The following is a 21,954-nucleotide window of genomic DNA, read 5'->3' as shown; positions in this document are numbered from 1 at the left end:
CATGTTACGGACTCCTCACTCAATCGACCGGAGCCATTCAAGCGAATCTGTTGCCCTGCATGCCGACATCGCACCACCCGTATGACTCGCCACTGCAGCGTGGCGTACGCCCGCCGCGCTCAGGCGGCGGCGATCGCGTGCAGCGCCTGCGACACCAGTTCGGCCGCACCGCCGACGACGATCGCGAATCCGACTACGTACCGCGCGATCTCGGCCGGCGCCCGCACCTTCGGTGCCGCCAGCGCGGCGCGCATGTTCAGCATCATTTGCGTCATGATCGTCACTCCTTCAATGAAATCCAGGATCGGGACGAAACGGCCGGCCGGACGACCGGCCGTTTCCCGTTACTGCCTCACCGTGCTACTGCACGGCAACGCTCACGCGAGGTCGAAGCGGTCGAGGTTCATCACCTTGTTCCAGGCCGCGACGAAGTCGCGCGCGAACTTCTCCTTCGCATCCGCGCTGCCGTACACCTCGGCCAGCGCACGCAGCTGCGCATGCGAGCCAAAGATCAGGTCGACGCGCGTGCCGGTCCACTTCACCTTGCCCGTCGCGCGATCGCGCCCTTCGAACACGTCGTTCGCGGCCGACACCGGCTTCCATTCCGTGCCCATGTCGAGCAGGTTCACGAAGAAGTCGTTCGTCAGCGCTTCCGGACGGTCGGTGAACACGCCATGCTTCGCCTCGCCGGCGTTCGCACCGAGTACGCGCAGGCCACCGACGAGCACCGTCATCTCGGGCGCGCTCAGCGTCAGCAGTTGCGCCTTGTCGACCAGCAGCGCCTCGGCCGGCGTCTTGTACGCGTGCTTCAGGTAGTTGCGGAAGCCGTCCGCGACCGGCTCGAGCACGGCCATCGCTTCGACATCGGTCTCTTCCTGCGATGCATCCGCACGGCCCGGTGCGAATGGCACCGTCACCGCGACGCCCGCGTTCTTCGCGGCCTGCTCGACGCCGGCCGCACCGGCCAGCACGATCAGGTCGGCGAGCGACACCTTCTTGCCGCCCGTCTGCGCGTCGTTGAACGCCTTCTGCACGCCTTCGAGCGTCGCGAGCACCTTCGCGAGTTCAGCCGGACGATTCACTTCCCAGTCCTTCTGCGGCGCCAGGCGGATACGCGCACCGTTCGCGCCGCCGCGCTTGTCCGATCCGCGGAACGTCGCGGCCGACGCCCATGCCGTCGACACGAGCTGCGACACCGACAGGCCCGTTGCCAGCACCTTCGCCTTCAGCGCGGCAACGTCGGCGTCGTCGATCAGCGGGTGGTCGACTGCCGGGATCGGGTCCTGCCACAGCAGGTGTTCCGCCGGCACTTCCGGGCCGAGATAACGGGAGCGCGGGCCCATGTCGCGGTGCGTGAGCTTGAACCACGCACGCGCGAACGCATCGGCGAACTCGGCCGGGTTCTCGTAGAAACGGCGCGAGATCTTTTCGTAGGCCGGGTCGAAACGCAGCGACAGGTCGGTCGTCAGCATCGTCGGGCGATGCTTCTTCGACGCGTCGAACGCATCGGGAATCACTTCGCCGGCGTCCTTCGCGACCCACTGGTGCGCACCGGCCGGGCTCTTCGTGAGCTCCCACTCGTAGCTGAACAGGTGCTTGAAGAAGTCGTTGCTCCACTGCGTCGGCGTCGACGTCCACGTGACTTCGAGGCCGCTCGTGATCGCGTCCTTGCCCTTGCCCGTGCCGAACGTGCTCTTCCAGCCGAGACCCTGCTCCTCGAGGCCCGCGGCTTCCGGCTCGGGGCCGACGTTCGACGCCGGACCGGCACCGTGCGTCTTGCCGAACGTGTGGCCGCCCGCGATCAGCGCGACCGTCTCTTCGTCGTTCATCGCCATCCGCGCGAACGTCTCGCGGATGTCATGCGCGGCGGCGACCGGGTCGGGGTTGCCGTCCGGGCCTTCCGGGTTCACGTAGATGAGGCCCATCTGCACGGCAGCGAGCGGGCTTTCGAGCTCACGCTTGCCCGAGTAGCGGCTGTTCGGGCCGCCGCTCAGTTCCAGCCAGATCTTTTCCGAGCCCCAGTAGACGTCGTCCGGTTCCCACGTGTCGACGCGGCCGCCGGCATAACCGAAGGTCTTGAAGCCCATCGATTCGAGCGCGACGTTGCCGGTCAGGATCAGCAGGTCGGCCCACGAGATGTTGCGGCCGTACTTCTGCTTGATCGGCCACAGCAACCGGCGAGCCTTGTCGAGGCTGACGTTGTCCGGCCAGCTGTTGAGCGGCGCGAAGCGCTGCTGCCCGCCGCCCGCGCCGCCGCGGCCGTCGGCCGTGCGGTACGTGCCGGCGCTGTGCCAGGCCATGCGGATGAACAGGCCGCCATAGTGGCCGAAGTCGGCCGGCCACCAGTCCTGCGACATCGTCATCAGTGCGTGCAGGTCCTTCTTCACCGCCGCGAGGTCCAGCTTGCTGAACGCTTCCGCGTAGTCGAAATCCTTGTCCATCGGATCGGACAGCGCCGAATGGCGGTGCAGGATGTTCAGGTTGAGCTGATTCGGCCACCAGTCCTTGTTCGTCGTGCCGCCACCAGCGGTGTGGTTGAACGGGCACTTCGTTTCGTTCGACATGCGATTTCTCCTTGGCTTGCTCGTATGACTCCGCCGGTTCGCTCCGGCGGCATGCCGGATGCGGTTGGTGGAGTGTCATTGCGGGGATGGGAAACGGAACAGGTTGATTCTCCTGTCGTACTACGGGATATCGCGCGGGGCCTGTGACGCGCGTTCCCGCTGCGCCGCGCCGCGGGCGGCACGCTCGGGGAACCGGCTGCCGGCAGGCGTCGTGACGACGCTGCGGGCGGAATTCCAGCTTTCGGACATGCGATGCTCCCTCATGGCTTGATGGCGGGTGAATCGGGGGAACACTGAACCAGCGCGCGGCGGCGTTCAACCGCCATACACACGGTCCGCGAGGTACGCGAACGCAATCGGACGCAGGCTGCGAACCGCCGCCCTGGCGCGATGTACGACCGCGTCGCGCGACGGGATGTTCCGCTGCGCGTGCTGCAATACCGACCGCATCATGACATCCTCCTTTGACGCTTGCACTCAACGTGCAGACCGGTCGTCGACAGGACGCCGATCCATGGAGAGGATTCTATATAAGTCTATCGATTACTTGAATTTGATTAATTTCATCTATGCGATAGAGAAAAATAAACGGGGTCGCAAGACCCCGTTCATCGGACTGCCACACGCGCATGCCGCAGCGTGCTCAGTTCATCGTCGCCGGCATGTCGAGCTTCGCGACACCCGGCAGCTCGCAGGCGGAAATCGCGTCGCTGATCGCGTCGATCGCGGGCATCCGCGTGAAGCTCTTGCGCCACACGAGCACCACGCGGCGGTCGGGTACCGGCTCGTTGAACGGCACGTACGACAGCAGTTCGGCATCGGGGCCGTTCGCGCGCGGGCCGACCTCGGCAACCGACATTCGCGGCAGCACCGTAATGCCGACGCCGCTCGCGACCATGTGGCGGATCGTCTCGAGCGACGAGCCCTCGAAGGTCTTCTGGATGCCGTCGGCCGTCTGCGAGAAGCGCATCAGCTCCGGGCACACGCCGAGCACGTGATCGCGGAAGCAGTGACCGTTGCCGAGCAGCAGCATGGTTTCCTGCTTCAGGTCCTCGGCGTCGATTTCGTCGCGCTTCTCCCACGGATGGCCGGCCGGCAGCGCGACGACGAACGGTTCGTCGTACAGCGGGCGCACCATCAGGCCGGTTTCCGGAAACGGCAGCGCCATGATCGCGGCGTCGATCTCGCCCTGCTTCAGCAGTTCGAGCAGCTTGAGCGTGTAGTTTTCCTGCAGCATCAGCGGCATCTGCGGGACACGCTGGATCATCTGCTTGACGAGCGTCGGCAGCAGGTACGGCCCGATCGTATAGATCACGCCAAGGCGGAACGGGCCGACCAGCGGATCCTTGCCCTGCTTCGCGATCTCCTTGATCGCGAAAGTCTGCTCGAGTACGCGCTGCGCCTGCGTGACGATCTGGTCACCGATCGGCGTCACGCTCACTTCGCTCGCGCCGCGCTCGAAAATCTGCACGTTCAGCTCGTCTTCGAGCTTCTTGATCGCCACCGACAGCGTCGGCTGGCTCACGAAGCAGGCTTCGGCCGCACGGCCGAAATGCCGTTCGCGCGCGACCGCGACGATGTATTTCAATTCAGTCAGCGTCATTGTGGGTCAATCAGAGATATACAGGCGATAGGTTTAATTTATACACCCTGTGACACCGGTTCGCCAAGTTTCTCTGCATCGGGATGCGTCGAACGGCGACTCCGGATCCGCCCCAACCCGCGGATCAGGCCTTCAGATACTGCTCCCGCGCACCGAGCCAGCGCGCGAGATGCTGCGTGACGATTTCGGGATACGCGGCAATCAGCCGCGTCGCGGCTTCGCGGGCCGGATCGATCAGCCAGCCGTCGGTCTCGAGGTTCGCGAAGCGCAGCATCGCCGCGCCCGACTGGCGGGCGCCGAGGAATTCGCCGGGGCCGCGGATCTCGAGGTCGCGCCGCGCGATCTCGAAGCCGTCGGTCGTCTCGCGCATCGTCTTCAGCCGCTCGCGGCCGGTGAGCGACAGCGGCCCCGTGTACAGCAGCACGCACACCGACGCCGCGGTGCCGCGCCCGACCCGGCCGCGCAACTGGTGCAGCTGCGCGAGGCCGAAGCGCTCTGCGTGCTCGATCACCATCAGCGACGCGTTCGGCACGTCGACGCCGACCTCGATCACGGTCGTCGCGACGAGCAGCTGCACTTCGTTGCGCGTGAACGCTTCCATCACGGCCGCCTTGTCGGCCGGCGACAGCCGGCCGTGCACGAGCCCGACCGTCAGCTCCGGGAGCGCGGCGGCGAGCGTCTCGTAAGTCTCGACAGCCGTCTGCAGCTGCAGCGTCTCGCTCTCCTCGATCAGCGGGCACACCCAGTACACCTGGCGCCCGGTCAGCGCGGCCTCGCGCACGCGGGCGATCACCTCATCGCGCCGCGCGTCGCCGACGAGGCGCGTCAGCACCGGCGTGCGGCCCGGCGGCAGCTCGTCGATCGTCGACACCTCGAGATCCGCGTAATACGTCATCGCGAGCGTGCGCGGGATCGGCGTGGCCGACATCATCAACTGGTGCGGCTGGAAGTCGCGCGCGCCGTTGGCCGCGTTCGCGGCCTTCGCCCGCAGCGCGAGCCGCTGCTCGACGCCGAAGCGGTGCTGCTCGTCGACGATCACGAGGCCGAGCCGGGCGAATTCGACCGTGTCCTGGATGATCGCGTGCGTGCCGATCACGAGCTGCGCGGTGCCGAGCGCGGCCGCCTCGATCGCCGCGCGTTTCTCTTTCGCCTTCAGGCTGCCCGCGAGCCACGCCACCGTGACGCCGAGCGGCTCGAGCCACGCGCGCAGCTTGCGCGCGTGCTGCTCCGCGAGGATTTCGGTGGGCGCCATCAGCGCGGCCTGGTAGCCGGCGTCGATCGCCTGCGTGGCGGCCAGCGCCGCGACCACCGTCTTGCCGCTGCCGACGTCGCCCTGCAGCAGCCGCTGCATCGGGTGCGCGAGCGTGAGGTCGCGCGCGATCTCGTCGACGACGCGCGCCTGCGCGCCCGTCAGCGTGAACGGCAGCGCGGCATAGAGCCGGGTCGTCAGCGCATCGGCATCGCTCGCCGTGCGGCGCGGCATCGCGGGCGCCGCGCGCGTGCGGCGCTCCTCGTGCGCGCGCTTGAGCGACAGCTGCTGCGCGAGCAGTTCCTCGAACTTGATGCGCGTCCACGCCGGATGCGAGCCGTCCATCAGCGCGGCTTCGTCGGAATCGACACGCGGGTGATGCAGGATGCGCACGGCCTGCTCGAGCGTCGGCACGTCGAGCGGCTTCAGGTAGTCGCGCTGGATCTCGGGCGGCAGCAGCTCGGGCAGCGGCGTGCGCTCCACCGCGTTCTCGATCGCCTTGCGCAGGTACGCCTGCGACACGCCGGCCGTGCTCGGATAGACGGGCGTGAGCACCTGCGGCAACGGCGCATCGGCTTCGACGACGCGCACGGCCGGATGCACCATCTCCATCCCGAAAAAGCCGCCGCGCACGTCGCCGCGCACGCGCAGCCGCTGGCCGACGGCCATCTGCTTGACCTGCGAGCCGTAGAAATTGAGGAAGCGCAGCACGAGCTGCTCGCCGTCGTCGTCCTGGATCTTCACGACGAGCTGGCGGCGCGGGCGATACGCGACCTCGTTGTCGAACACGACCCCTTCGGTCTGCGCGATGCCGCCCGGCAGCAGCTCGCCGATCGGCGTGAGCGTGGTTTCGTCCTCGTAGCGCATCGGCAGATGCAGCACGAGATCGATCGAGCGCGTGAGGCCGAGCTTCGCGAGCTTGTCGGCGGTCTTCACGGGCTTGTCGGCGGCCGGCTTCTTCTTGCGCTTCGTGCCGGATGCGCCGGCCTCGCCCGCTGCATCGCCCGCGGCGGCGCCGTCGGCATCGGGCGCGGCCGCCGCCGGCTGCGCGAGCCTGCCGTCGGCGCCGCGCTTCGGGCCGGCACGGCGCGGCACGGTACGCGCCGCCGTGTCGTGCACGGGCGGCGCGGCATCCTCCGCGTCGAACGGATCGGCGGAATCGGCAACGGCAGCGGAGGAACGGCGTGGTGACACAGGCATCGGATCGTCTGGGTGCTTCGCAAGGCAAGTACAATAGCGGCTTTCACGTCGTCCGAACGAACGACGCCGGCCAGGCCGCGCATCCCGTCATCATAGCGGCTCGCGCGCCCCATTTACGCGTTTCCGCCCTGCCGGCAACGCTCGCCGGCCGTTTCGAACCAGCCCGCATGTTCACGCTTTCCGATTTCGATTTCAATCTGCCGCCCGAGCTGATTGCGCAAACCGCGCTGCCCGACCGCACCGCGAGCCGCCTGCTCGAGGTCGACGGCACCGTCGAGCCCGCGCGCCTCGTCGACCGCCGCTTCGCCGAGCTGCCGTCGTGCATCGCACCCGGCGACCTGCTCGTCTTCAACGATACCAAGGTGCTGAAGGCGCGGTTCTTCGGCCAGAAGGCCAGCGGCGGCAAGATCGAGGTGCTGGTCGAGCGCGTGACCGGCACGCACACGGCGCTCGCGCAGATCCGCGCAAGCAAGTCGCCGGGGGCCGGCACGACGCTGCGTCTCGCCGATGCGTTCGACGTGACCGTCGGCGAGCGCGTCGAGCCGTTCTTCACGCTGGTCTTCCCCGAACCGTGCCTCGACCTGATCGAGCAGTACGGCCGCCTGCCGCTGCCGCCCTATATCGAGCACGATCCCGACGCGACCGACGAAACGCGCTACCAGACCGTCTATGCGAGCAATCCGGGGGCGGTCGCCGCACCCACGGCCGGCCTGCACTTCGACCAGCCGATGCTCGACCGGCTCGACGCGATGGGCGTCGAACGCGCGACACTGACGCTGCACGTCGGTGCCGGCACGTTCCAGCCGGTGCGCGTCGACAACATCGCCGAGCACAAGATGCACAGCGAGTGGTACGAGCTGCCGCAGTCGCTCGTCGACAAGATCGCCGCGACACGCGCGCGCGGCGGCAGCGTGATCGCGGTCGGCACGACGTCGATGCGCGCGCTCGAAGCCGCGGCGCGCACCGCCGACGAAGCGGGCCGCCCGCTCGCGGCGACGCAGGCCGAGACCGACATCTTCATCACGCCGGGCTATCGTTTCCGCGTGGTCGACCGGCTCGTGACGAATTTCCACCTGCCGAAGTCGACGCTGCTGATGCTGGTGTCCGCGTTCGCGGGCGTCGAGACGATCCGGGCCGCGTACCGTCACGCGATCGAACAACGCTACCGCTTCTTCAGCTACGGCGACGCGATGCTGCTCACGCGGCGCGACACGCCGGAGACGCCGCGCGCGTAGCACGCCAGGCGCGAACATGCAGCGGCCCGTGATTGCGCGGCGGCCGTTGCGCTTCGCGCTGCCGCACGCCGCGTGGGTGGCTCCGCGCTGTTGCCCCCGCGGTTGCCCCGCGGTTGCCCCTTTTCCCGCGGTACGCGCTACGATGGCGCGCACCTGTTTTTCCCCGCCGCCGGCCTGCCGACGGCGTTTCCAACATGCGCCGGACTGTTCTCCGGTGGCAAGGAGAATAAAGCGATGACCGAAGGTTCATCCCACGATACGCACGATACGCACGATGCGCACGCCCCCGTGCAGGACCGCCCCGCAAACGGGCTCGAATTCGAACTGCTGACGACCGACGGCCATGCGCGCCGCGGCCGCGTGAAGCTCAATCACGGCGTGGTCGAGACGCCGATCTTCATGCCGGTCGGCACGTACGGCACCGTGAAGGCGATCCAGCCGCGCGAGCTGCACGAGATCAAGGCCCAGATCATTCTCGGCAACACGTTCCACCTGTGGCTGCGCCCGGGCCTCGACACGATCGACGCGCACGGCGGCCTGCACGGCTTCATGGGCTGGAACAAGCCGATCCTGACCGACTCGGGCGGCTTCCAGGTGTTCTCGCTCGGCGACCTGCGCAAGATCACCGAGGACGGCGTCACGTTCGCGTCGCCGATCAACGGCGACAAGCTGTTCCTGTCGCCGGAAGTGTCGATGCAGATCCAGAAGGTGCTGAACTCCGACGTCGTGATGCAGTTCGACGAGTGCACGCCGTACGCAACCAACGGCGTGCCGACCACGCACAAGGAAGCGGCCGACTCGATGCGCATGTCGCTGCGCTGGGCGAAGCGCTCGCTCGACGAATTCAACCGGCTCGGCAACCCGAACGCGCTGTTCGGGATCGTCCAGGGCGGCATGTTCGAGGACCTGCGCGACGAATCGCTCGCGGGCCTCGCGGAACTCGGCTTCCACGGCCTCGCGATCGGCGGGCTGTCGGTCGGCGAGCCGAAGGAAGACATGATGCGCGTGCTGCGCCACGTGGGCCCGAAGCTGCCGGCCAACAAGCCGCACTACCTGATGGGTGTCGGCACGCCGGAGGACCTGGTCGAGGGCGTCGCGAACGGCGTCGACATGTTCGACTGCGTGATGCCGACCCGCAACGCGCGCAACGGCTGGCTCTTCACGCGCTTCGGCGACGTGAAGATCCGCAACGCGACGCACAAGAACTCGCTGAAGCCGCTCGACGCAAGCTGCACGTGCTACACGTGCCAGAACTTCTCGCGCGGCTACCTGCATCACCTGCACCGCGTCGGCGAGATCCTCGGCGCGCAGCTCAACACGATCCACAACCTGCACTACTACCTGCAGCTGATGAGCGAGATCCGCGACGCGATCGAGACCCATACGTTCGACGCGTTCCGCCAGCGCTTCGCGGAGGATCGCGCGAGAGGGGTCGACTGACGGGCCGGCTGCCCGCGCCGCGGCCCGTCACATAGGACGTGTACTAAATAATGCGTCCCGACGGTCGAATCCGGCCGCCAAACATTACAATTGCCTTTCCAAACGAGTCGCAACAGCACCGGTTCGCGCTTTAACAGCTTGATCCGAAAGCGCATTTGCCGAGCCGTTTGCGCATGGGGCCGGTGGTAGAATAACCGGCTTATTTTTCGATCTTCCCCTACGGAGAGACCAACGTGCCGTTCATTTCCAACGCGTTCGCCCAAGGTGCCGGTGGCGCCGAATCGAGCCTGATGAGCTTCCTGCCGCTCATCCTGATGTTTGCCGTGCTCTACTTCATCATGATCCGTCCGCAGATGAAGCGTCAGAAGGAGCACCGCAACATGCTCGCGGCCATGGCCAAGGGCGACGAAGTCGTCACGAGCGGCGGCCTCGTGGGCAAGGTGACGAAGGTCACCGAAGGCTACATCGGCGTCGAGATCGCCGAAGGCACCGAAATCACCGTGCAGAAGGCCGCGGTCACGACCATTCTGCCGAAGGGCACGATCAAGTCGCTGTAAGCCCTTCACCGAGCGTCCGGCTTCCCGCGCCGTGCCCGCCTGAGAGAGCGGGCCGCCGCGGCGCCGGACGCGACGCTTTCACGCCAACCACCCGTTCGGCTCCCTCATGAATCGTTATCCACTCTGGAAATATGTCGTGATGGTCGTGGCGCTCGCCATCGGCCTTCTGTACACATTGCCCAACTTCTTCGGCGAAGCGCCGGCGGTGCAGGTGTCGAGCGGCAAGGCCACGGTCAAGCTCGACTCGACCACGCTGACCCAGGTCGAATCGGCGCTCGCCGCCGCGCAGATCACGCCGGACGACGTCACCTTCGAGAACACGGCGACGAACGCGAACATCCGCGTGCGCCTGAAGGACACCGACACGCAGCTGCGCGTCAAGGACCTGCTGCAGAAGTCGCTGAACGCCGACCCGAACGATCCGCAGTACGTCGTCGCGCTGAACCTGCAGAGCGCGTCGCCGCGCTGGCTGACCGCGCTGCACGCGCTGCCGATGTATCTGGGCCTCGACCTGCGTGGCGGCGTCCACTTCCTGCTCCAGGTCGACATGACGGGCGCGCTCACGAAGAAGCTCGATTCCGACGCGTCCGACGCGCGCACGCTGCTGCGCGACAAGAACATCCGCGACGGCGGCGTGAGCCGCGTCGACCAGTCCGTGGTCGTCAATTTCAGCGATGCGCAGACGGCGGAAGACGCCCGCAAGGTGCTCGCGCTGTCGATCACCGAACTGCAATGGGCGACCCAGCCCGGCGGCGGCGGCACGCAGGTCGTCGGCACGTTTACGCCGGCCGTGCAGAAGTCCGTCGAGGACGCCGCGCTCAAGCAGAACCTGACGACGCTCCACAACCGCGTGAACGAACTCGGCGTGTCGGAGCCGATCCTGCAGCAGCAGGGCAGCGACCGTATCGTCGTCGAGCTGCCGGGCGTGCAGGACACCGCGAAGGCGAAGGACATCATCGGCCGCACCGCGACGCTCGAAGCGCGCCTCGCCGACCCGATCAACACGCACCCGAACCCGAACGACCCTGTGCCGCCGGGTGAAGAACTGTTCACGCAGGGCAACCAGGCGCCGGTGCTGCTGAAGAAGGAAGTGATCTTCACGGGCGACCGCATCATCGATGCATCGGCCGGTTTCGACGATCACCAGCGTCCGTCGGTCAACATCCGCCTCGATTCGGCGGGCGGCCGCTCGGTGCGCGCGGTGTCGCGCGAAAACATCGGCAAGCCGATGGCGATGGTGCTGTTCGAGAAGGGCAAGGGCGAGGTGCTGACGGTCGCGACGATCCAGTCGGAGCTCGGCGACCGCTTCCAGATCACGGGCCAGCCGACGCCGCAGGCCGCGGCCGACCTCGCGCTGCTGCTGCGCGCCGGTTCGCTCGCGGCGCCGATGGACATCATCGAGGAACGCACGATCGGCCCGAGCCTCGGCGCCGACAACATCAAGATGGGCGTCCACTCGGTGATCTGGGGCTTCTGCGCGATCGCCGTGTTCATGATCGCGTACTACATGCTGTTCGGCGTGATCTCGGTGATCGGCCTGTCGGTGAACCTGCTGCTGCTCGTCGCCGTGCTGTCGCTGATGCAGGCCACGCTGACGCTGCCCGGTATCGCCGCTATCGCGCTCGCGCTCGGTATGGCGATCGACTCGAACGTGCTGATCAACGAGCGCGTGCGTGAGGAACTGCGCGCGGGCCAGCCGCCGCAGCTCGCGATCCAGTCGGGCTACGCGCACGCATGGGCGACGATTCTCGACTCGAACGTCACGACGCTGATCGCCGGCCTCGCGCTGCTCGCGTTCGGCTCGGGCCCGGTTCGCGCGTTCGCGATCGTGCACTGCCTCGGCATCCTGACGTCGATGTTCTCCGCGGTGTTCTTCTCGCGCGGGATCGTCAACCTCTGGTACGGCGGCCGCAAGAAGCTGAAGTCGCTCGCGATCGGCCAGGTGTGGAAGCCGGAAGGCGCCGCTGCCGCCGCACCGTTCGCCGAGGCGGACGATGCGACCGACACCGCGCGTGCCGCGAAGCTCGCCGCGCCCGCGAAGGGCAACGCGCCGCGCACCGGCAAGCCGCAGCTGCGCAACCGCGCGCAGCAAGGCGTGTCGCCGAAGAAACCGGGCTCGACCCAATAAGGCCCCGGAGAAGACCATGGAATTTTTCCGCATCCGTAAAGACATTCCGTTCATGCGGCACGCGCTGGTGTTCAACGTGATCTCGCTGGTCACGTTCCTCGCCGCCGTGTTCTTCCTGTTCCACCGCGGGCTGCACCTGTCCGTCGAATTCACCGGCGGGACGGTGATCGAGGTGCAGTACCAGCAGGCCGCCGAACTCGAACCCGTGCGCGCAACGCTCGGCAAGCTCGGCTACGCCGACGCGCAGGTGCAGAACTTCGGCACGTCGCGCAACGTGCTGATCCGGCTGCAGCTGAAGGAAGGCCTCACGTCCGCCCAGCAGAGCGACCAGGTGATGAGCGCGCTGAAGGCACAGAGCCCGGACGTCACGCTGCAACGCGTCGAATTCGTCGGCCCGCAGGTCGGCCGCGAACTCGCGACCGACGGCCTGCTCGCGCTCGCGTGCGTCGTGATCGGCATCGTGATCTACCTGTCGTTCCGCTTCGAGTGGAAGTACGCGGTGGCCGGCATCATCGCCAACCTGCACGACGTCGTGATCATTCTCGGCTTCTTCGCGTTCTTCCAGTGGGAGTTCTCGCTGGCGGTGCTCGCGGCGATCCTCGCGGTGCTCGGCTACTCGGTCAACGAGTCGGTCGTCATCTTCGACCGGATCCGCGAAACGTTCCGCCGCGAACGCAAGATGACCGTGCAGGAAGTGATCAACCACGCGATCACGACCACGATGTCGCGTACGATCATCACGCACACGTCGACCGAAATGATGGTGCTGTCGATGTTCTTCTTCGGCGGCCCGACGCTGCACTACTTCGCCCTCGCGCTGACGGTCGGCATCATGTTCGGCATCTACTCGTCGGTGTTCGTCGCGGGCTCGCTCGCGATGTGGCTCGGCATCAAGCGCGAAGACCTGATCAAGGAAAAGAAGACCGCGCACGATCCGGACGATCCCAACGCAGGCGCGCAGGTTTAAGCGCCACGCTGCTTCGGCACGGACGAAAAACCGGCCCGGTTGGGCCGGTTTTTTTTCGCCCGTGTTTTCGCCCGTCCCGCCGGCGTGGAGCGCGCGGCCCGCTCGCCCTGCCCGGTCACTCGCGTCGGCTACAATCGTGACCGTCCCGCCGCGCCGCCCGCCGGCCATGCGCCGGCGGGACAGCACCTTCGCCCTCCGTTCCAACGTGCGGTCCCGATGATGCCTTCCAAGCGTGCCGTTCTTCACCTTGCCGTTTGCGCAGCCGTCACGGCCGCGTTCCTGCCGTGCGCGTCACCGGTCGGTGCGCAACAACCGGCACCCGCCCCGCCCGCCTCTGCTCCCGCCGCCTCGTCCTCGTCATCCGCCTCACCCGCCTCACCCGCCACCGCCCGGCCGCCTTCGCCTTGCCCGCCCGACTGGGAGCCGCAGATCTGCGAGCTCAAGGCGGCGGTGGAAGTGCTGAAGCGGCAGCACCTGACCGACGTCGACATCGGCGCGCTGCTCGATGCCACGACCCACGCGGGAATCAGGACGCTGCCGTACGCGCGGTTCTTCGATGCGAAGGAGGAGCAGGAGCGAAGCGAAGACGAACGGCATGCGCGCGACGGCACGCCCGGCATCGGCATCGTCTTCGAGACGCGGCCCGACGGGCTGCACATCGTCGACGTGATTCCCGACGCGCCCGCGGAACAGGCCGGCGTGCGCCCCGACGATCTCGTCGTCGCGATGAACGATACGAGCGTCGTCGGCATCGACGCCGCCGACCTGACCAAGCTCGCCAAGGGCGACGCGGGCGTGCCGCTGAAGCTCACGGTACAGCGCGGCCCGTCGCACGCGATGCTGAGCTTCGCGCCCGTGCGGACGATCCTCAAGCCGCACCCTGCGACCGCGAAACGGCTCGCCGGCGACATCCTGTACACGCGCCTGTCGAGCTTTCCGGAGCCCGCGGTCGGCGCCTACATCGACGCGGTGCAGGCCGCACGCCGCGCGGGGCCGCCCGTGAAAGGCGTGATTCTCGACCTGCGCATCAACGGCGGCGGCGCGCTCAATGCGGCGATCGGCATCACCGCGCTGTACGCGGGCCGCGATCGCACCGCGATGGTGACGGTCGAGCGCGGCGACGCCAACCGTCGCCGCTACACGACCAACTGGCCCGACTACGCGTTGCCGGTCATGCACGGACAGGATCCGCTCGCGCCGTTGCAGGCCGACGACTGGTGGCGCACCGTGCCGCTCGTCGTGCTCGTCGACGGACAGAGCGCGTCGGCCGCCGAAGCGACCGCGGCGGCGCTGAAGGATCTCGGCCGCGCGAAGCTGCTCGGCATGCCGACCTACGGAAAGGGGCTCGCGCAGACGGGCGTCGACCTGATCGACGGTACGCGCCTGAATTTCACGTTCGCGCGCAACCTGCGGCCGAACGGCTGCCCGATGGACGGCTACGGCGTGGTGCCCGACTGGCTGGTGCCGCCGCGCCGCGACTCGGACGTCGACGGCGTGCTGCTGTGGTATCGCGAAGCCGATCTCCCGCGCGCGCCGTATGCGGACCGGCTGGCGCCCGACCCGTTCGCGAAGGTGCGCAAGGAACGGCAGAAGCTGCGCGAGCAGCGTGCGCTTGCAAAGATCGACTCGGCGAAGAGCGCGGCGCTGCCGCAGCGCGAGTTCGGCACGGCGTCCGACTGGCAGCTCGGGCAAGCCCTTGCCGCGCTCGCGGGGCGCCCCGTGCGAACGGTCGACGCCAGGCCGCAACTGATGCCCGCGCAGCCCGTGTGCGAGCGCGCCGGCAACTGACGCGCGCCGCCTGCCCCTGTTACCGGAAGCCGAACCGCCGGCGCAGCACGACCAGCGCCGCGAGGCTCAGCACGGCCGCGAACATCAGGTAGAAGCTCGGTGCCGTCTTCATCCCGGTCGCCTTGATCAGCCACGCGATGATGAACGGCCCGAAGCCGCCGAAGATCGTCACCGCGACGTTATAGGCGAGCGACATCCCGGTCGTGCGCGTCTGCACCGGGAACACTTCGGACAACAAACCCGGCAGCGCCGCGAAGTAACCCGTCATCAGGAATGCGAGCAGCACCTGCAGCGCGATCAGCGTGCCGAAGCCCGGATGGGCGACCAGGTACGCGAATGCCGGATAGATCAGCACGAGGATGCCGACCGCCGGCGCGATCATCACGCGCACGCGGCCGTAAGTATCCGACCAGTGGCCGACGAGCGGTGCGAACACCATCTGGATCACGCCGACGACGAGGATCGCCGCGAACGCGGCCGACGGCGCGAGGCCGAGCTGCTTCACGCCGTAGGTCGGCATGAACAGCACGAGATAGGTCGCGACGGTGCCGAGCACGACGACGCCCATCGCGGCGACGAGACGCGCCTTGTGCGACGCGAACGTGTCCCGCAGCGGGTTCGCGGTGCCTTCCGCCGCGAGGAATTCGGGCGTCTCGTCGACCTTCGTGCGGATGTAGTAAGCGACCGGCCCGAGCAGCAGGCCGAAGAAGAACGGCACGCGCCAGCCCCACGACGCCATCTGCGCGGCCGAGAGCTGTGCGTTCAGCACGGTGCCGAAGCCGGCGGCGAGCAGCGTCGTGAGCCCCTGGCTCGCGACCTGCCAGCTCGCGAAGAAGCCGCGCCGGCCCGGCACGTGTTCGGCGAGGAACGCGGTCGCGCTGCCGAATTCGCCGCCGGCCGAGAAGCCCTGCATCAGCCGCGCGGCGACGAGGATCACCGGGGCCGCGACGCCGATCGCCCCGTAGGTCGGCAGCACCGCGATGATCAGCGTGCCGGCCATCATCAGCAGGATCGACAGTGTGAGCGCGGCCTTGCGGCCCGCGCGGTCGGCGTACGCGCCGAGCACGATCGCGCCGAGCGGGCGCATGAAGAACGACACGCCGAACGTGCCGAGCGTGAGCAGCAGCGACACGGTGTCGTTGCCGGCCGGGAAGAACAGCTTCGAGATCGTCACCGCGAAAAAACCGTAGACGACGAGATCGAACCACTCGAGCGCATTGCCGATCGACGCGGCGACCACCGCGCGCCACACGCGCGGCGACGAGGCAATGGGGCGGGACTGCGTGACGGCATGCATCGGCGATCTCCTTGTCGTTGTACGTTCTGTTCGAGGCGGCCGCGGCCACGCGCGCGCCGTCGGCGCCGCCCGGGCGCCGCCCGGGCGCCGCAAGCGGCGCTCGGGCGATTATAGGCGCGCAAAAAAAACCGCCGCGCCCGTGGAACGGGAACGCGGCGGTTGGCGCGCACCGGGCCGGCGCGGCGGCCGGCCCGGCTGGCGGGGTTACTGCTGCTTGACGGCTTCGGCCGTGATCAGCAGCTTCGTCTTCATCTTGAAGCCGTACTGCTTGCCGTAGTCGAGGCCGAAATCGTCGCGGCTGAATTCGCCCACCGCGTCGACGCCGCACACTTCACGCTTGAGCATCGGATGCGGCATGCACTTGAACGAGTCGATCTTCAGCGTCACCGGCTTCGTGACGCCATGCAGCGTCAGGTTGCCGACCACCGACACCGGCTTGTCGCCGTCGAACTTGATCGTGCCCTTGTAGTTCGCCTGCGGGAACTTCGCGACGTCGAAGAATTCGTTCGTCTGCAGATGCTCGTCGAGCTTCGCGCTGCCGGTGTGGATCGACGCGATGTCGGTCGTCACGTCGACCGTACCCGTCTTCGCCGCGCGATCGAGCGTCACGGTGCCGCTCGACTTGTCGAACTTGCCGCGCCAGACCGACAGGCCGCCGAAGTGGTCGGCCTCGAAGCTCGGGTACGTGTGGGACGGATCGAACTGGTAGGTTGCGCTGTCGGCGAATGCCGAGAACGACAGCGTGGCAGCCAGTGCGCCCGCGGCGATCATCAGATGCTTTTTCAACTCTTTCTCCTTGGAACGGCGCCGCGCCCTCGCGCGGCATTCGGGTGATGCGATGGTTCGCCGCTTACTTCGTGGCGACGAGATGGAACTTGATCTGCACTTCGTCCGCGACGACCGACGTGTCCTTCCATTCGCCGGTGCCGACGTTGAAGGCCGAACGCTTGATCGGCAGCACGCCGTCGAACGTCTGCGTCGCGCCGTTCTGCGTGACCGTGACGGGCACCGTGACGGTTTCGGCCTTGCCCTTGATCGTCAGCTTGCCGGTCACGTTGTACTTGTTGCCGCCGGCCGGTGCGATCGCCGACGACACGAACGTCGCCTGCGGGAAAGCCTTCGCGTCGAACCAGTCCTTGCCGGCGACCTGGTCGTTGTACATCTTGTCGCCGAGGTCATAACTCGCGACGTCGATCGTCATCTGGGCGCTGCCCTGCGCGGCCTTCGCCGGATCGAACTTCACCTGCGCGGAAAACTTCTTGAACGCGCCTTCGGTCGGCACGTTCATCTGCTTCGACACGGCAGACACCTTGCTCTTCGCGAGATCGACATCGGCGTGCGCCGCGCCCGACGCGACAAGTGACACCGCGGCGAACGCGGTCAGCATGGAGCGGGAGAAAGACACTTTCATGGGATCCTTCATTTGGCGGAGGGAAGCATCCGCGACAGCAGGCCGTCGCGGTCCAACAACTGGTGCTTGAGCGCCGCGAGCACGTGCATCGCGACGAGCGCAAGCAGTATGTAATTCAACGACACGTGGAGCGTCTTGAAGGTTTCCTTCAGCACCGGATCGGGGTCGATCAGGCGCGGCAGCGGCACGATGCCGAGGTAGACGACCGGGATGTTCGAGGCCGAGCTGTACAGGTAGCCCGTCACGGGGATCACGATCATCAGCACGTACAGCAGCATGTGCACGCCATGCGATACCGCGCGCTGCCACGCCGGCGTGTCGGCCGGCAGCGGCGGCGGCACGTGCGTCGCCCGCCACAGCACGCGGATGACCGCCAGCGCGAACACCGTCACGCCGATCCACTTGTGCCACGAGAAGTACTTCAGCTTGGTCGGCGTGAAGCCGGGGATGTCGGTCATCACCCAGCCGAGCGCGAAGCCGCAGATGATCAGCAGCGCGATCAGCCAGTGCAGCGCGATCGCGGTATGCGCATAACGTGCCGGCACGGCCGGCGGCGATTTCGATACCATCCTGGATTCCTCAGTTCAGCGAACAGCCGCGCCGGCCATTCGTCCGACGCTTGTCAAGGGCGCCATGCTACCGCAACCTTTTGACGCGCGCGGACTCTGAGGACAGGCATGTCAGCCGGCCGACAGCTTCCCGTCATGTTACCGGCCGGTCACAAACCGCACGATCCTTGACACGCCGAAAAGGCCCTTTTGGTAAGATTGGCGCGGGTTCCGGCCCCGTCGACGCGTGTCCCCGGCCGTCGCACAACTGCCTTTTCCATGCAACGATACGACCTGATTGCCTGTCACGAGTGCGACGCACTGTTGCACAAACCGCGCCTGAGCGGCCGCGAAATCGCGCGTTGCCCGCGCTGCGACGCGCTGCTTTATCGCAACAGCGCGGCGCAGATCGAGCGGATCTGCGCGCTCGCGCTCGCGGCACTGATCACGTTCACGATTGCCCAGGCGTTCCCGATCCTCGAAATGGACGTGAACGGCAACCGCGTGCAGACCACGCTGATCGGCGCGATCGACTCGCTGTGGCGCCAGGACATGGCGATCGTCGGCGTGATGGTGTTCTGCTCGACCGTGCTGTTCCCGCTCGTCGAGATGTCCGCGCTGCTGTACCTGCTGCTGCCGATCCGCCGCGGCGTCGTGCCGCCCGGTTTCAACCTCGTGCTGCGCGCGATCGAGCTGGTGCGGCCGTGGGGGATGATCGAGGTGTTCATGCTCGGGATCCTCGTCACGATCGTCAAGATGGTGAGCCTCGCGCGCGTCGTGCCCGACGCCGCGCTGTTCGCGTTCGCCGCGCTCACGCTGATGATCGCCGTGGTGCTGATGTTCGATCCGCGCACGCTGTGGGACATCGCCGACGACCTGCGCGCCGGGCGCTCGCCCGGGCAGCCCGACGCCGCCCCGCTGCCGGAAGCCGCCCGCCGATGACGATCCCGACCGCCGCCCGCGAGGGCTACGTCAGCTGCCACACGTGCGGGCTCGTGCAGACGCTCGACCATCCGCACGCGCATTGCGCGCGCTGCGGCAGCGCGCTCCATTTCCGCACGCCGAACAGCCTGATGCGCACGTGGGCGCTGCTGCTCGCGGCCGCGATCCTGTACATTCCGGCGAACCTGCTGCCGATCATGCGCACCGCGTCGATCGTCGGCTCGCAGGAAGACACGATCATGAGCGGCGTCATCTATTTCTGGGTGTCGGGCGACTGGCCGCTCGCCGTCGTCGTGTTCGTCGCGAGCATCCTCGTGCCGATGCTCAAGCTCGGCGTGCTGCTGATCCTCGTGATCAGCGCGCAGCGCCGCACCGCGTGGCGGCCGCAGCAGCGCACGCGGCTGTTCCGGATCGTCGAGCGCATCGGCCGCTGGTCGATGCTCGACATCTTCGTCGTGACGCTGACCGTCGCGCTCGTCCATTTCCGTTCGCTCGCCGTCATCACGGCCGGCCCCGGCGCGCTCGCGTTCGGTTCGGTCGTGATCCTGACGATGCTCGCGTCGATGCAGTTCGATCCCCGCCTGATCTGGGATCCAGTCGAAACCTCAGGGAATCACCATGAATAGTCCACAAGGCCCGCAGCACGACGCGCCCCGGCCGCCCGATCCGACGATCTCGACGAAAAGCGGCTGGCTGCCGTCGCTCGTCTGGCTCGTGCCGCTGATCGCCGCGCTGATCGGCATCGGCCTCGTGATCAAGTCCGTGCGCGAACGCGGCCCGGAAATCACGATCAGCTTCCACAGCGCCGAAGGGCTCGAGCCCGGCAAGACCCAGGTCAAGTACAAGGACGTCGAGATCGGCATGGTCAAGACGATCAAGCTGTCGAAAGACCTGTCGCGCGTGCTCGTCCAGGTGCAGCTCAAGAAGGAAGCCGAGGACTTCGCGGTCAAGGGCTCGCGCTTCTGGATCGTGCGGCCACGCGTCGGCGCGACCGGCGTGTCGGGGCTCGGCACGCTGCTGTCGGGCGCGTACATCGGCGTCGACGCCGGCCGCGGCCAGGACACGCTGACCGATTTCACGGGCCTCGAGACGCCGCCGGCCGTCACGGGCGACCAGAAAGGCACGCAGTACGTGCTGCGCGGCGATTCGCTCGGCTCGGTCGACATCGGCTCGCCGGTCTACTACCGCCGCGTGCAGGTCGGCCAGGTGGTCGGTTTCTCGCTCGACAAGGACGGCACGGGCGTCACGTTCAACGTGTTCGTCAACGCGCCGTACGACCAGTACGTCGGCATCAACTCGCGCTGGTGGCAGGCGAGCGGCGTCGATCTGCGGCTCGATTCGAGCGGCCTGAAGCTGAACACGCAGTCGCTCGCGACGGTGATCCTCGGCGGCATCGCGTTCCAGACGCCGCCGAACCAGGGCTCCGGCACGACGGCGCCGAACAACACGACGTTCCGCCTTGCGTCCGACGAGGGCGACGCGATGCGCGACCCGGACGGCCAGCCGCTGCAGGTCGTGATGAACTTCAACCAGTCGCTGCGCGGGCTCGCCGTCGGCGCGACGGTCGACTTCCGCGGCATCGTGCTCGGCGAAGTGACGAACATCGGTATCGACTTCGATCCGAAGACGAAGAACTTCCTGATGCCGGTGACGATGAACATCTATCCGGAACGCCTCGGCCGGCGCTTCCGCGAAACGATCGAGAGCAAGGGCGAACCGGCCCGCCGCGAGATCGTCGAGCGGCTCGTCCAGCACGGGCTGCGCGGCCAGTTGCGCACCGGCAACCTGCTGACGAGCCAGCTGTACGTCGCGCTCGACTTCTTCCCGAAGGCACCGGCCGTGAAGATCGACACGGCACGCCAGCCGCTCGAGCTGCCGACCGTGCCGAATACGCTCGACGAGCTGCAGCTGCAGGTCGCCGACATCGCGAAGAAGCTCGACAAGGTGCCGTTCGACCAGATCGGCGCGAACCTGAACAGCGCGCTCGCGAACGCCGACAAGCTGTTCAAGCAGCTCGACACGCAGGTCGCGCCGGAAGCGCGCGACACGCTGTCGGCCGCGAAGCAGACCTTCTCGACCGCCGAAGCGACGCTGCAGCAGGATTCGCCGCTGCAGTCCGACGTGCGCGGCGCGCTGAAGGAGCTCACGCGCACGCTGCAATCGCTGAACGCGCTCGCCGACTACCTCGAGCGTCACCCCGAATCGCTGCTCAAGGGCAAGCCAGGAGATCAACCATGACGACACGCGTGAACGGTTTCGCGAGCGGTGCGGCGGCGGTTGCCGCCGCCCTCGCGCTCGCCGCGTGCAGCTCGCCGCCCGCGCGGTTCTACACGCTCAGCCCGGCCGATGCCGCTGCGCCGCTGCGCACCGCGCCGGCCAACCCGGCGTTCCTGATCGAGGTGCCGTCGGTCGGCGTGCCCGAGCAGGTCGCGAAGAACCAGCTGGTCGTGCAGAAGAACGCCGCGCAGGTCGACGTGCTCGAGCAGGAACGCTGGGCGTCGCCGCCCGCCGACGAGATCCGCCGCGCGCTGTCGGACGATCTCGCCGCGCAGCTCGGCACGATCGACGTCGCGAATTCCGCGACTCCGCCCGGCGTGCCCGTGTATCGCATCAGCGTGAACGTGCAGCGCTTCGAGTCGTGGCCGGGCAAACGCGCGGCGGTCGATGCCGTGTGGAGCGTGCGCTCGCTCGCCACGCAGGCCGTGATGACCTGCCGCACGAGCGTCGCCGAACCGGTCGCCGACGGCTACGACGCACTCGTCGCCGGCCACCGGCGCGCGCTCGACGTGATCGCCACGCAAGCCGCGGCCGGCGTGCGTGCCATGGCCGCGCGCCGTGGCGCTTCGGCTGTCACGGCACCCGCGGCCGGCGGCAAGACGGCCGCCGCGCCGGTCGTGCCGTGCCCGGCCAATCCGGCGCCGGGCGGCGGCGCCGGCGCGACGGGCAAGTCCGGCGCATAAGCGGGCGGCGCGCGGGCGGCGGGCGGGCGGCGCGCGGGCGAACGCTCGACGGCGTACACACCTGC

19 protein-coding genes are annotated in these 21,954 nt (G+C 67.7%); 10 read left to right on the top strand and 9 right to left on the bottom strand.

Annotated elements, in window-relative coordinates; all coding sequences use genetic code 11:
* Positions 1–119: 119 nt before the first annotated feature.
* The 5 genes from AB3K92_RS25725 to recG form a co-directional block, all read right to left on the bottom strand.
* A complete protein-coding gene (locus AB3K92_RS25725) occupies positions 120–275 on the bottom strand; it encodes a hypothetical protein (RefSeq protein WP_021163864.1) in 156 nt (51 codons plus the stop codon).
* A gap of 102 nt (positions 276–377) precedes the next feature.
* Positions 378–2,564: a catalase/peroxidase HPI gene (katG, locus tag AB3K92_RS25720; protein WP_021163865.1), complete on the bottom strand. Its 2,187-nt coding sequence runs from the start codon at positions 2,562–2,564 to the stop codon at positions 378–380.
* A 120-nt stretch (positions 2,565–2,684) separates the two neighbouring features.
* A complete protein-coding gene (locus tag AB3K92_RS25715; protein ID WP_263869988.1) occupies positions 2,685–2,813 on the bottom strand; it encodes a hypothetical protein in 129 nt (42 codons plus the stop codon).
* A 394-nt stretch (positions 2,814–3,207) separates the two neighbouring features.
* Complete coding sequence (locus tag AB3K92_RS25710) at positions 3,208–4,167, bottom strand: hydrogen peroxide-inducible genes activator (protein WP_021163869.1); 960 nt, start codon at positions 4,165–4,167, stop codon at positions 3,208–3,210.
* 124 nt (positions 4,168–4,291) lie between these two features.
* Entirely contained in the window at positions 4,292–6,616 is a 2,325-nt protein-coding gene (recG, locus tag AB3K92_RS25705; RefSeq protein WP_369466073.1) for an ATP-dependent DNA helicase RecG, read from the bottom strand.
* A gap of 167 nt (positions 6,617–6,783) precedes the next feature.
* Here recG and queA point away from each other — a divergent pair, with 167 nt between their 5' ends.
* From queA to AB3K92_RS25675, 6 genes are all read left to right on the top strand, one after another.
* Positions 6,784–7,851 (top strand): tRNA preQ1(34) S-adenosylmethionine ribosyltransferase-isomerase QueA, encoded by a 1,068-nt coding sequence (gene queA / locus AB3K92_RS25700; protein WP_175850374.1) that lies wholly within the window; start codon positions 6,784–6,786, stop codon positions 7,849–7,851.
* A gap of 234 nt (positions 7,852–8,085) precedes the next feature.
* Positions 8,086–9,291, top strand: coding sequence for a tRNA guanosine(34) transglycosylase Tgt (tgt, locus tag AB3K92_RS25695; RefSeq protein ID WP_059487125.1), 1,206 nt, complete (start codon positions 8,086–8,088; stop codon positions 9,289–9,291).
* 233 nt (positions 9,292–9,524) lie between these two features.
* Positions 9,525–9,848 carry a preprotein translocase subunit YajC gene (gene yajC / locus AB3K92_RS25690; RefSeq protein ID WP_006476868.1) on the top strand — a complete coding sequence of 108 codons (324 nt, stop codon included), beginning with the start codon at positions 9,525–9,527 and terminating at the stop codon, positions 9,846–9,848.
* A 106-nt stretch (positions 9,849–9,954) separates the two neighbouring features.
* Positions 9,955–11,976 carry a protein translocase subunit SecD gene (gene secD / locus AB3K92_RS25685; protein ID WP_021163786.1) on the top strand — a complete coding sequence of 674 codons (2,022 nt, stop codon included), beginning with the start codon at positions 9,955–9,957 and terminating at the stop codon, positions 11,974–11,976.
* 16 nt (positions 11,977–11,992) lie between these two features.
* Positions 11,993–12,943, top strand: coding sequence for a protein translocase subunit SecF (gene secF / locus AB3K92_RS25680; RefSeq protein ID WP_021163787.1), 951 nt, complete (start codon positions 11,993–11,995; stop codon positions 12,941–12,943).
* Between the two features lie 216 nt (positions 12,944–13,159).
* Positions 13,160–14,731 carry a S41 family peptidase gene (locus AB3K92_RS25675; protein ID WP_369466072.1) on the top strand — a complete coding sequence of 524 codons (1,572 nt, stop codon included), beginning with the start codon at positions 13,160–13,162 and terminating at the stop codon, positions 14,729–14,731.
* Between the two features lie 19 nt (positions 14,732–14,750).
* Here the strand turns inward: AB3K92_RS25675 and AB3K92_RS25670 are convergent, their stop codons facing one another.
* The 4 genes from AB3K92_RS25670 to AB3K92_RS25655 all read right to left on the bottom strand — a co-directional run bounded on the left by AB3K92_RS25670 (position 14,751) and on the right by AB3K92_RS25655 (position 18,008).
* A complete protein-coding gene (locus AB3K92_RS25670) occupies positions 14,751–16,028 on the bottom strand; it encodes an MFS transporter (RefSeq protein ID WP_048024169.1) in 1,278 nt (425 codons plus the stop codon).
* Between the two features lie 204 nt (positions 16,029–16,232).
* Positions 16,233–16,814, bottom strand: coding sequence for a YceI family protein (locus AB3K92_RS25665; RefSeq protein WP_021156367.1), 582 nt, complete (start codon positions 16,812–16,814; stop codon positions 16,233–16,235).
* A gap of 64 nt (positions 16,815–16,878) precedes the next feature.
* On the bottom strand, positions 16,879–17,439 hold the full coding sequence (locus AB3K92_RS25660) for a YceI family protein (protein WP_042972699.1): 561 nt from the start codon (positions 17,437–17,439) through the stop codon (positions 16,879–16,881).
* A gap of 8 nt (positions 17,440–17,447) precedes the next feature.
* Positions 17,448–18,008 (bottom strand): cytochrome b, encoded by a 561-nt coding sequence (locus AB3K92_RS25655; RefSeq protein WP_021156369.1) that lies wholly within the window; start codon positions 18,006–18,008, stop codon positions 17,448–17,450.
* A 258-nt stretch (positions 18,009–18,266) separates the two neighbouring features.
* Here AB3K92_RS25655 and AB3K92_RS25650 point away from each other — a divergent pair, with 258 nt between their 5' ends.
* The 4 genes from AB3K92_RS25650 to AB3K92_RS25635 are packed head-to-tail and all read left to right on the top strand — an operon-like array spanning position 18,267 to position 21,889.
* Positions 18,267–18,929: a paraquat-inducible protein A gene (locus tag AB3K92_RS25650; protein ID WP_021156370.1), complete on the top strand. Its 663-nt coding sequence runs from the start codon at positions 18,267–18,269 to the stop codon at positions 18,927–18,929.
* The gene (locus tag AB3K92_RS25645) at positions 18,926–19,555 is read left to right on the top strand and encodes a paraquat-inducible protein A (RefSeq protein ID WP_021156371.1); all 630 of its coding nucleotides are present in this window, start codon (positions 18,926–18,928) and stop codon (positions 19,553–19,555) included. The genes AB3K92_RS25650 and AB3K92_RS25645 overlap by 4 nt, the downstream gene beginning before the upstream one ends.
* Positions 19,548–21,167 (top strand): intermembrane transport protein PqiB, encoded by a 1,620-nt coding sequence (locus AB3K92_RS25640; RefSeq protein ID WP_027788344.1) that lies wholly within the window; start codon positions 19,548–19,550, stop codon positions 21,165–21,167. The genes AB3K92_RS25645 and AB3K92_RS25640 overlap by 8 nt, the downstream gene beginning before the upstream one ends.
* Positions 21,164–21,889, top strand: coding sequence for a membrane integrity-associated transporter subunit PqiC (locus AB3K92_RS25635; RefSeq protein WP_369466071.1), 726 nt, complete (start codon positions 21,164–21,166; stop codon positions 21,887–21,889). Before AB3K92_RS25640 ends, AB3K92_RS25635 begins: the two co-directional genes overlap by 4 nt.
* Positions 21,890–21,954: the final 65 nt, after the last annotated feature.

This window comes from Burkholderia sp. Bmkn7 (genome assembly GCF_041103175.1).
GTDB classification, from domain to species: Bacteria; Pseudomonadota; Gammaproteobacteria; order Burkholderiales; family Burkholderiaceae; genus Burkholderia; species Burkholderia cepacia.
This window is presented reverse-complemented; position numbering and strand designations above follow the sequence as displayed.

What these genes read in the sequence shown, in the direction of transcription:
- AB3K92_RS25715 (WP_263869988.1), bottom strand. Translation starts at nt 2,813, where the DNA reads ATGTCCGAAAGCTGGAATTCCGCCCGCAGCGTCGTCACGACGCCTGCC.
- queA (WP_175850374.1), top strand. Translation starts at nt 6,784, where the DNA reads ATGTTCACGCTTTCCGATTTCGATTTCAATCTGCCGCCCGAGCTGATT.
- AB3K92_RS25670 (WP_048024169.1), bottom strand. Translation starts at nt 16,028, where the DNA reads ATGCATGCCGTCACGCAGTCCCGCCCCATTGCCTCGTCGCCGCGCGTG.
- AB3K92_RS25655 (WP_021156369.1), bottom strand. Translation starts at nt 18,008, where the DNA reads ATGGTATCGAAATCGCCGCCGGCCGTGCCGGCACGTTATGCGCATACC.
- recG (WP_369466073.1), bottom strand. Translation starts at nt 6,616, where the DNA reads ATGCCTGTGTCACCACGCCGTTCCTCCGCTGCCGTTGCCGATTCCGCC.
- AB3K92_RS25675 (WP_369466072.1), top strand. Translation starts at nt 13,160, where the DNA reads ATGATGCCTTCCAAGCGTGCCGTTCTTCACCTTGCCGTTTGCGCAGCC.
- AB3K92_RS25635 (WP_369466071.1), top strand. Translation starts at nt 21,164, where the DNA reads ATGACGACACGCGTGAACGGTTTCGCGAGCGGTGCGGCGGCGGTTGCC.
- AB3K92_RS25710 (WP_021163869.1), bottom strand. Translation starts at nt 4,167, where the DNA reads ATGACGCTGACTGAATTGAAATACATCGTCGCGGTCGCGCGCGAACGG.
- katG (WP_021163865.1), bottom strand. Translation starts at nt 2,564, where the DNA reads ATGTCGAACGAAACGAAGTGCCCGTTCAACCACACCGCTGGTGGCGGC.
- secD (WP_021163786.1), top strand. Translation starts at nt 9,955, where the DNA reads ATGAATCGTTATCCACTCTGGAAATATGTCGTGATGGTCGTGGCGCTC.
- AB3K92_RS25650 (WP_021156370.1), top strand. Translation starts at nt 18,267, where the DNA reads ATGCAACGATACGACCTGATTGCCTGTCACGAGTGCGACGCACTGTTG.
- AB3K92_RS25645 (WP_021156371.1), top strand. Translation starts at nt 18,926, where the DNA reads ATGACGATCCCGACCGCCGCCCGCGAGGGCTACGTCAGCTGCCACACG.
- AB3K92_RS25640 (WP_027788344.1), top strand. Translation starts at nt 19,548, where the DNA reads ATGAATAGTCCACAAGGCCCGCAGCACGACGCGCCCCGGCCGCCCGAT.
- AB3K92_RS25725 (WP_021163864.1), bottom strand. Translation starts at nt 275, where the DNA reads ATGACGCAAATGATGCTGAACATGCGCGCCGCGCTGGCGGCACCGAAG.
- secF (WP_021163787.1), top strand. Translation starts at nt 11,993, where the DNA reads ATGGAATTTTTCCGCATCCGTAAAGACATTCCGTTCATGCGGCACGCG.
- tgt (WP_059487125.1), top strand. Translation starts at nt 8,086, where the DNA reads ATGACCGAAGGTTCATCCCACGATACGCACGATACGCACGATGCGCAC.
- AB3K92_RS25660 (WP_042972699.1), bottom strand. Translation starts at nt 17,439, where the DNA reads ATGAAAGTGTCTTTCTCCCGCTCCATGCTGACCGCGTTCGCCGCGGTG.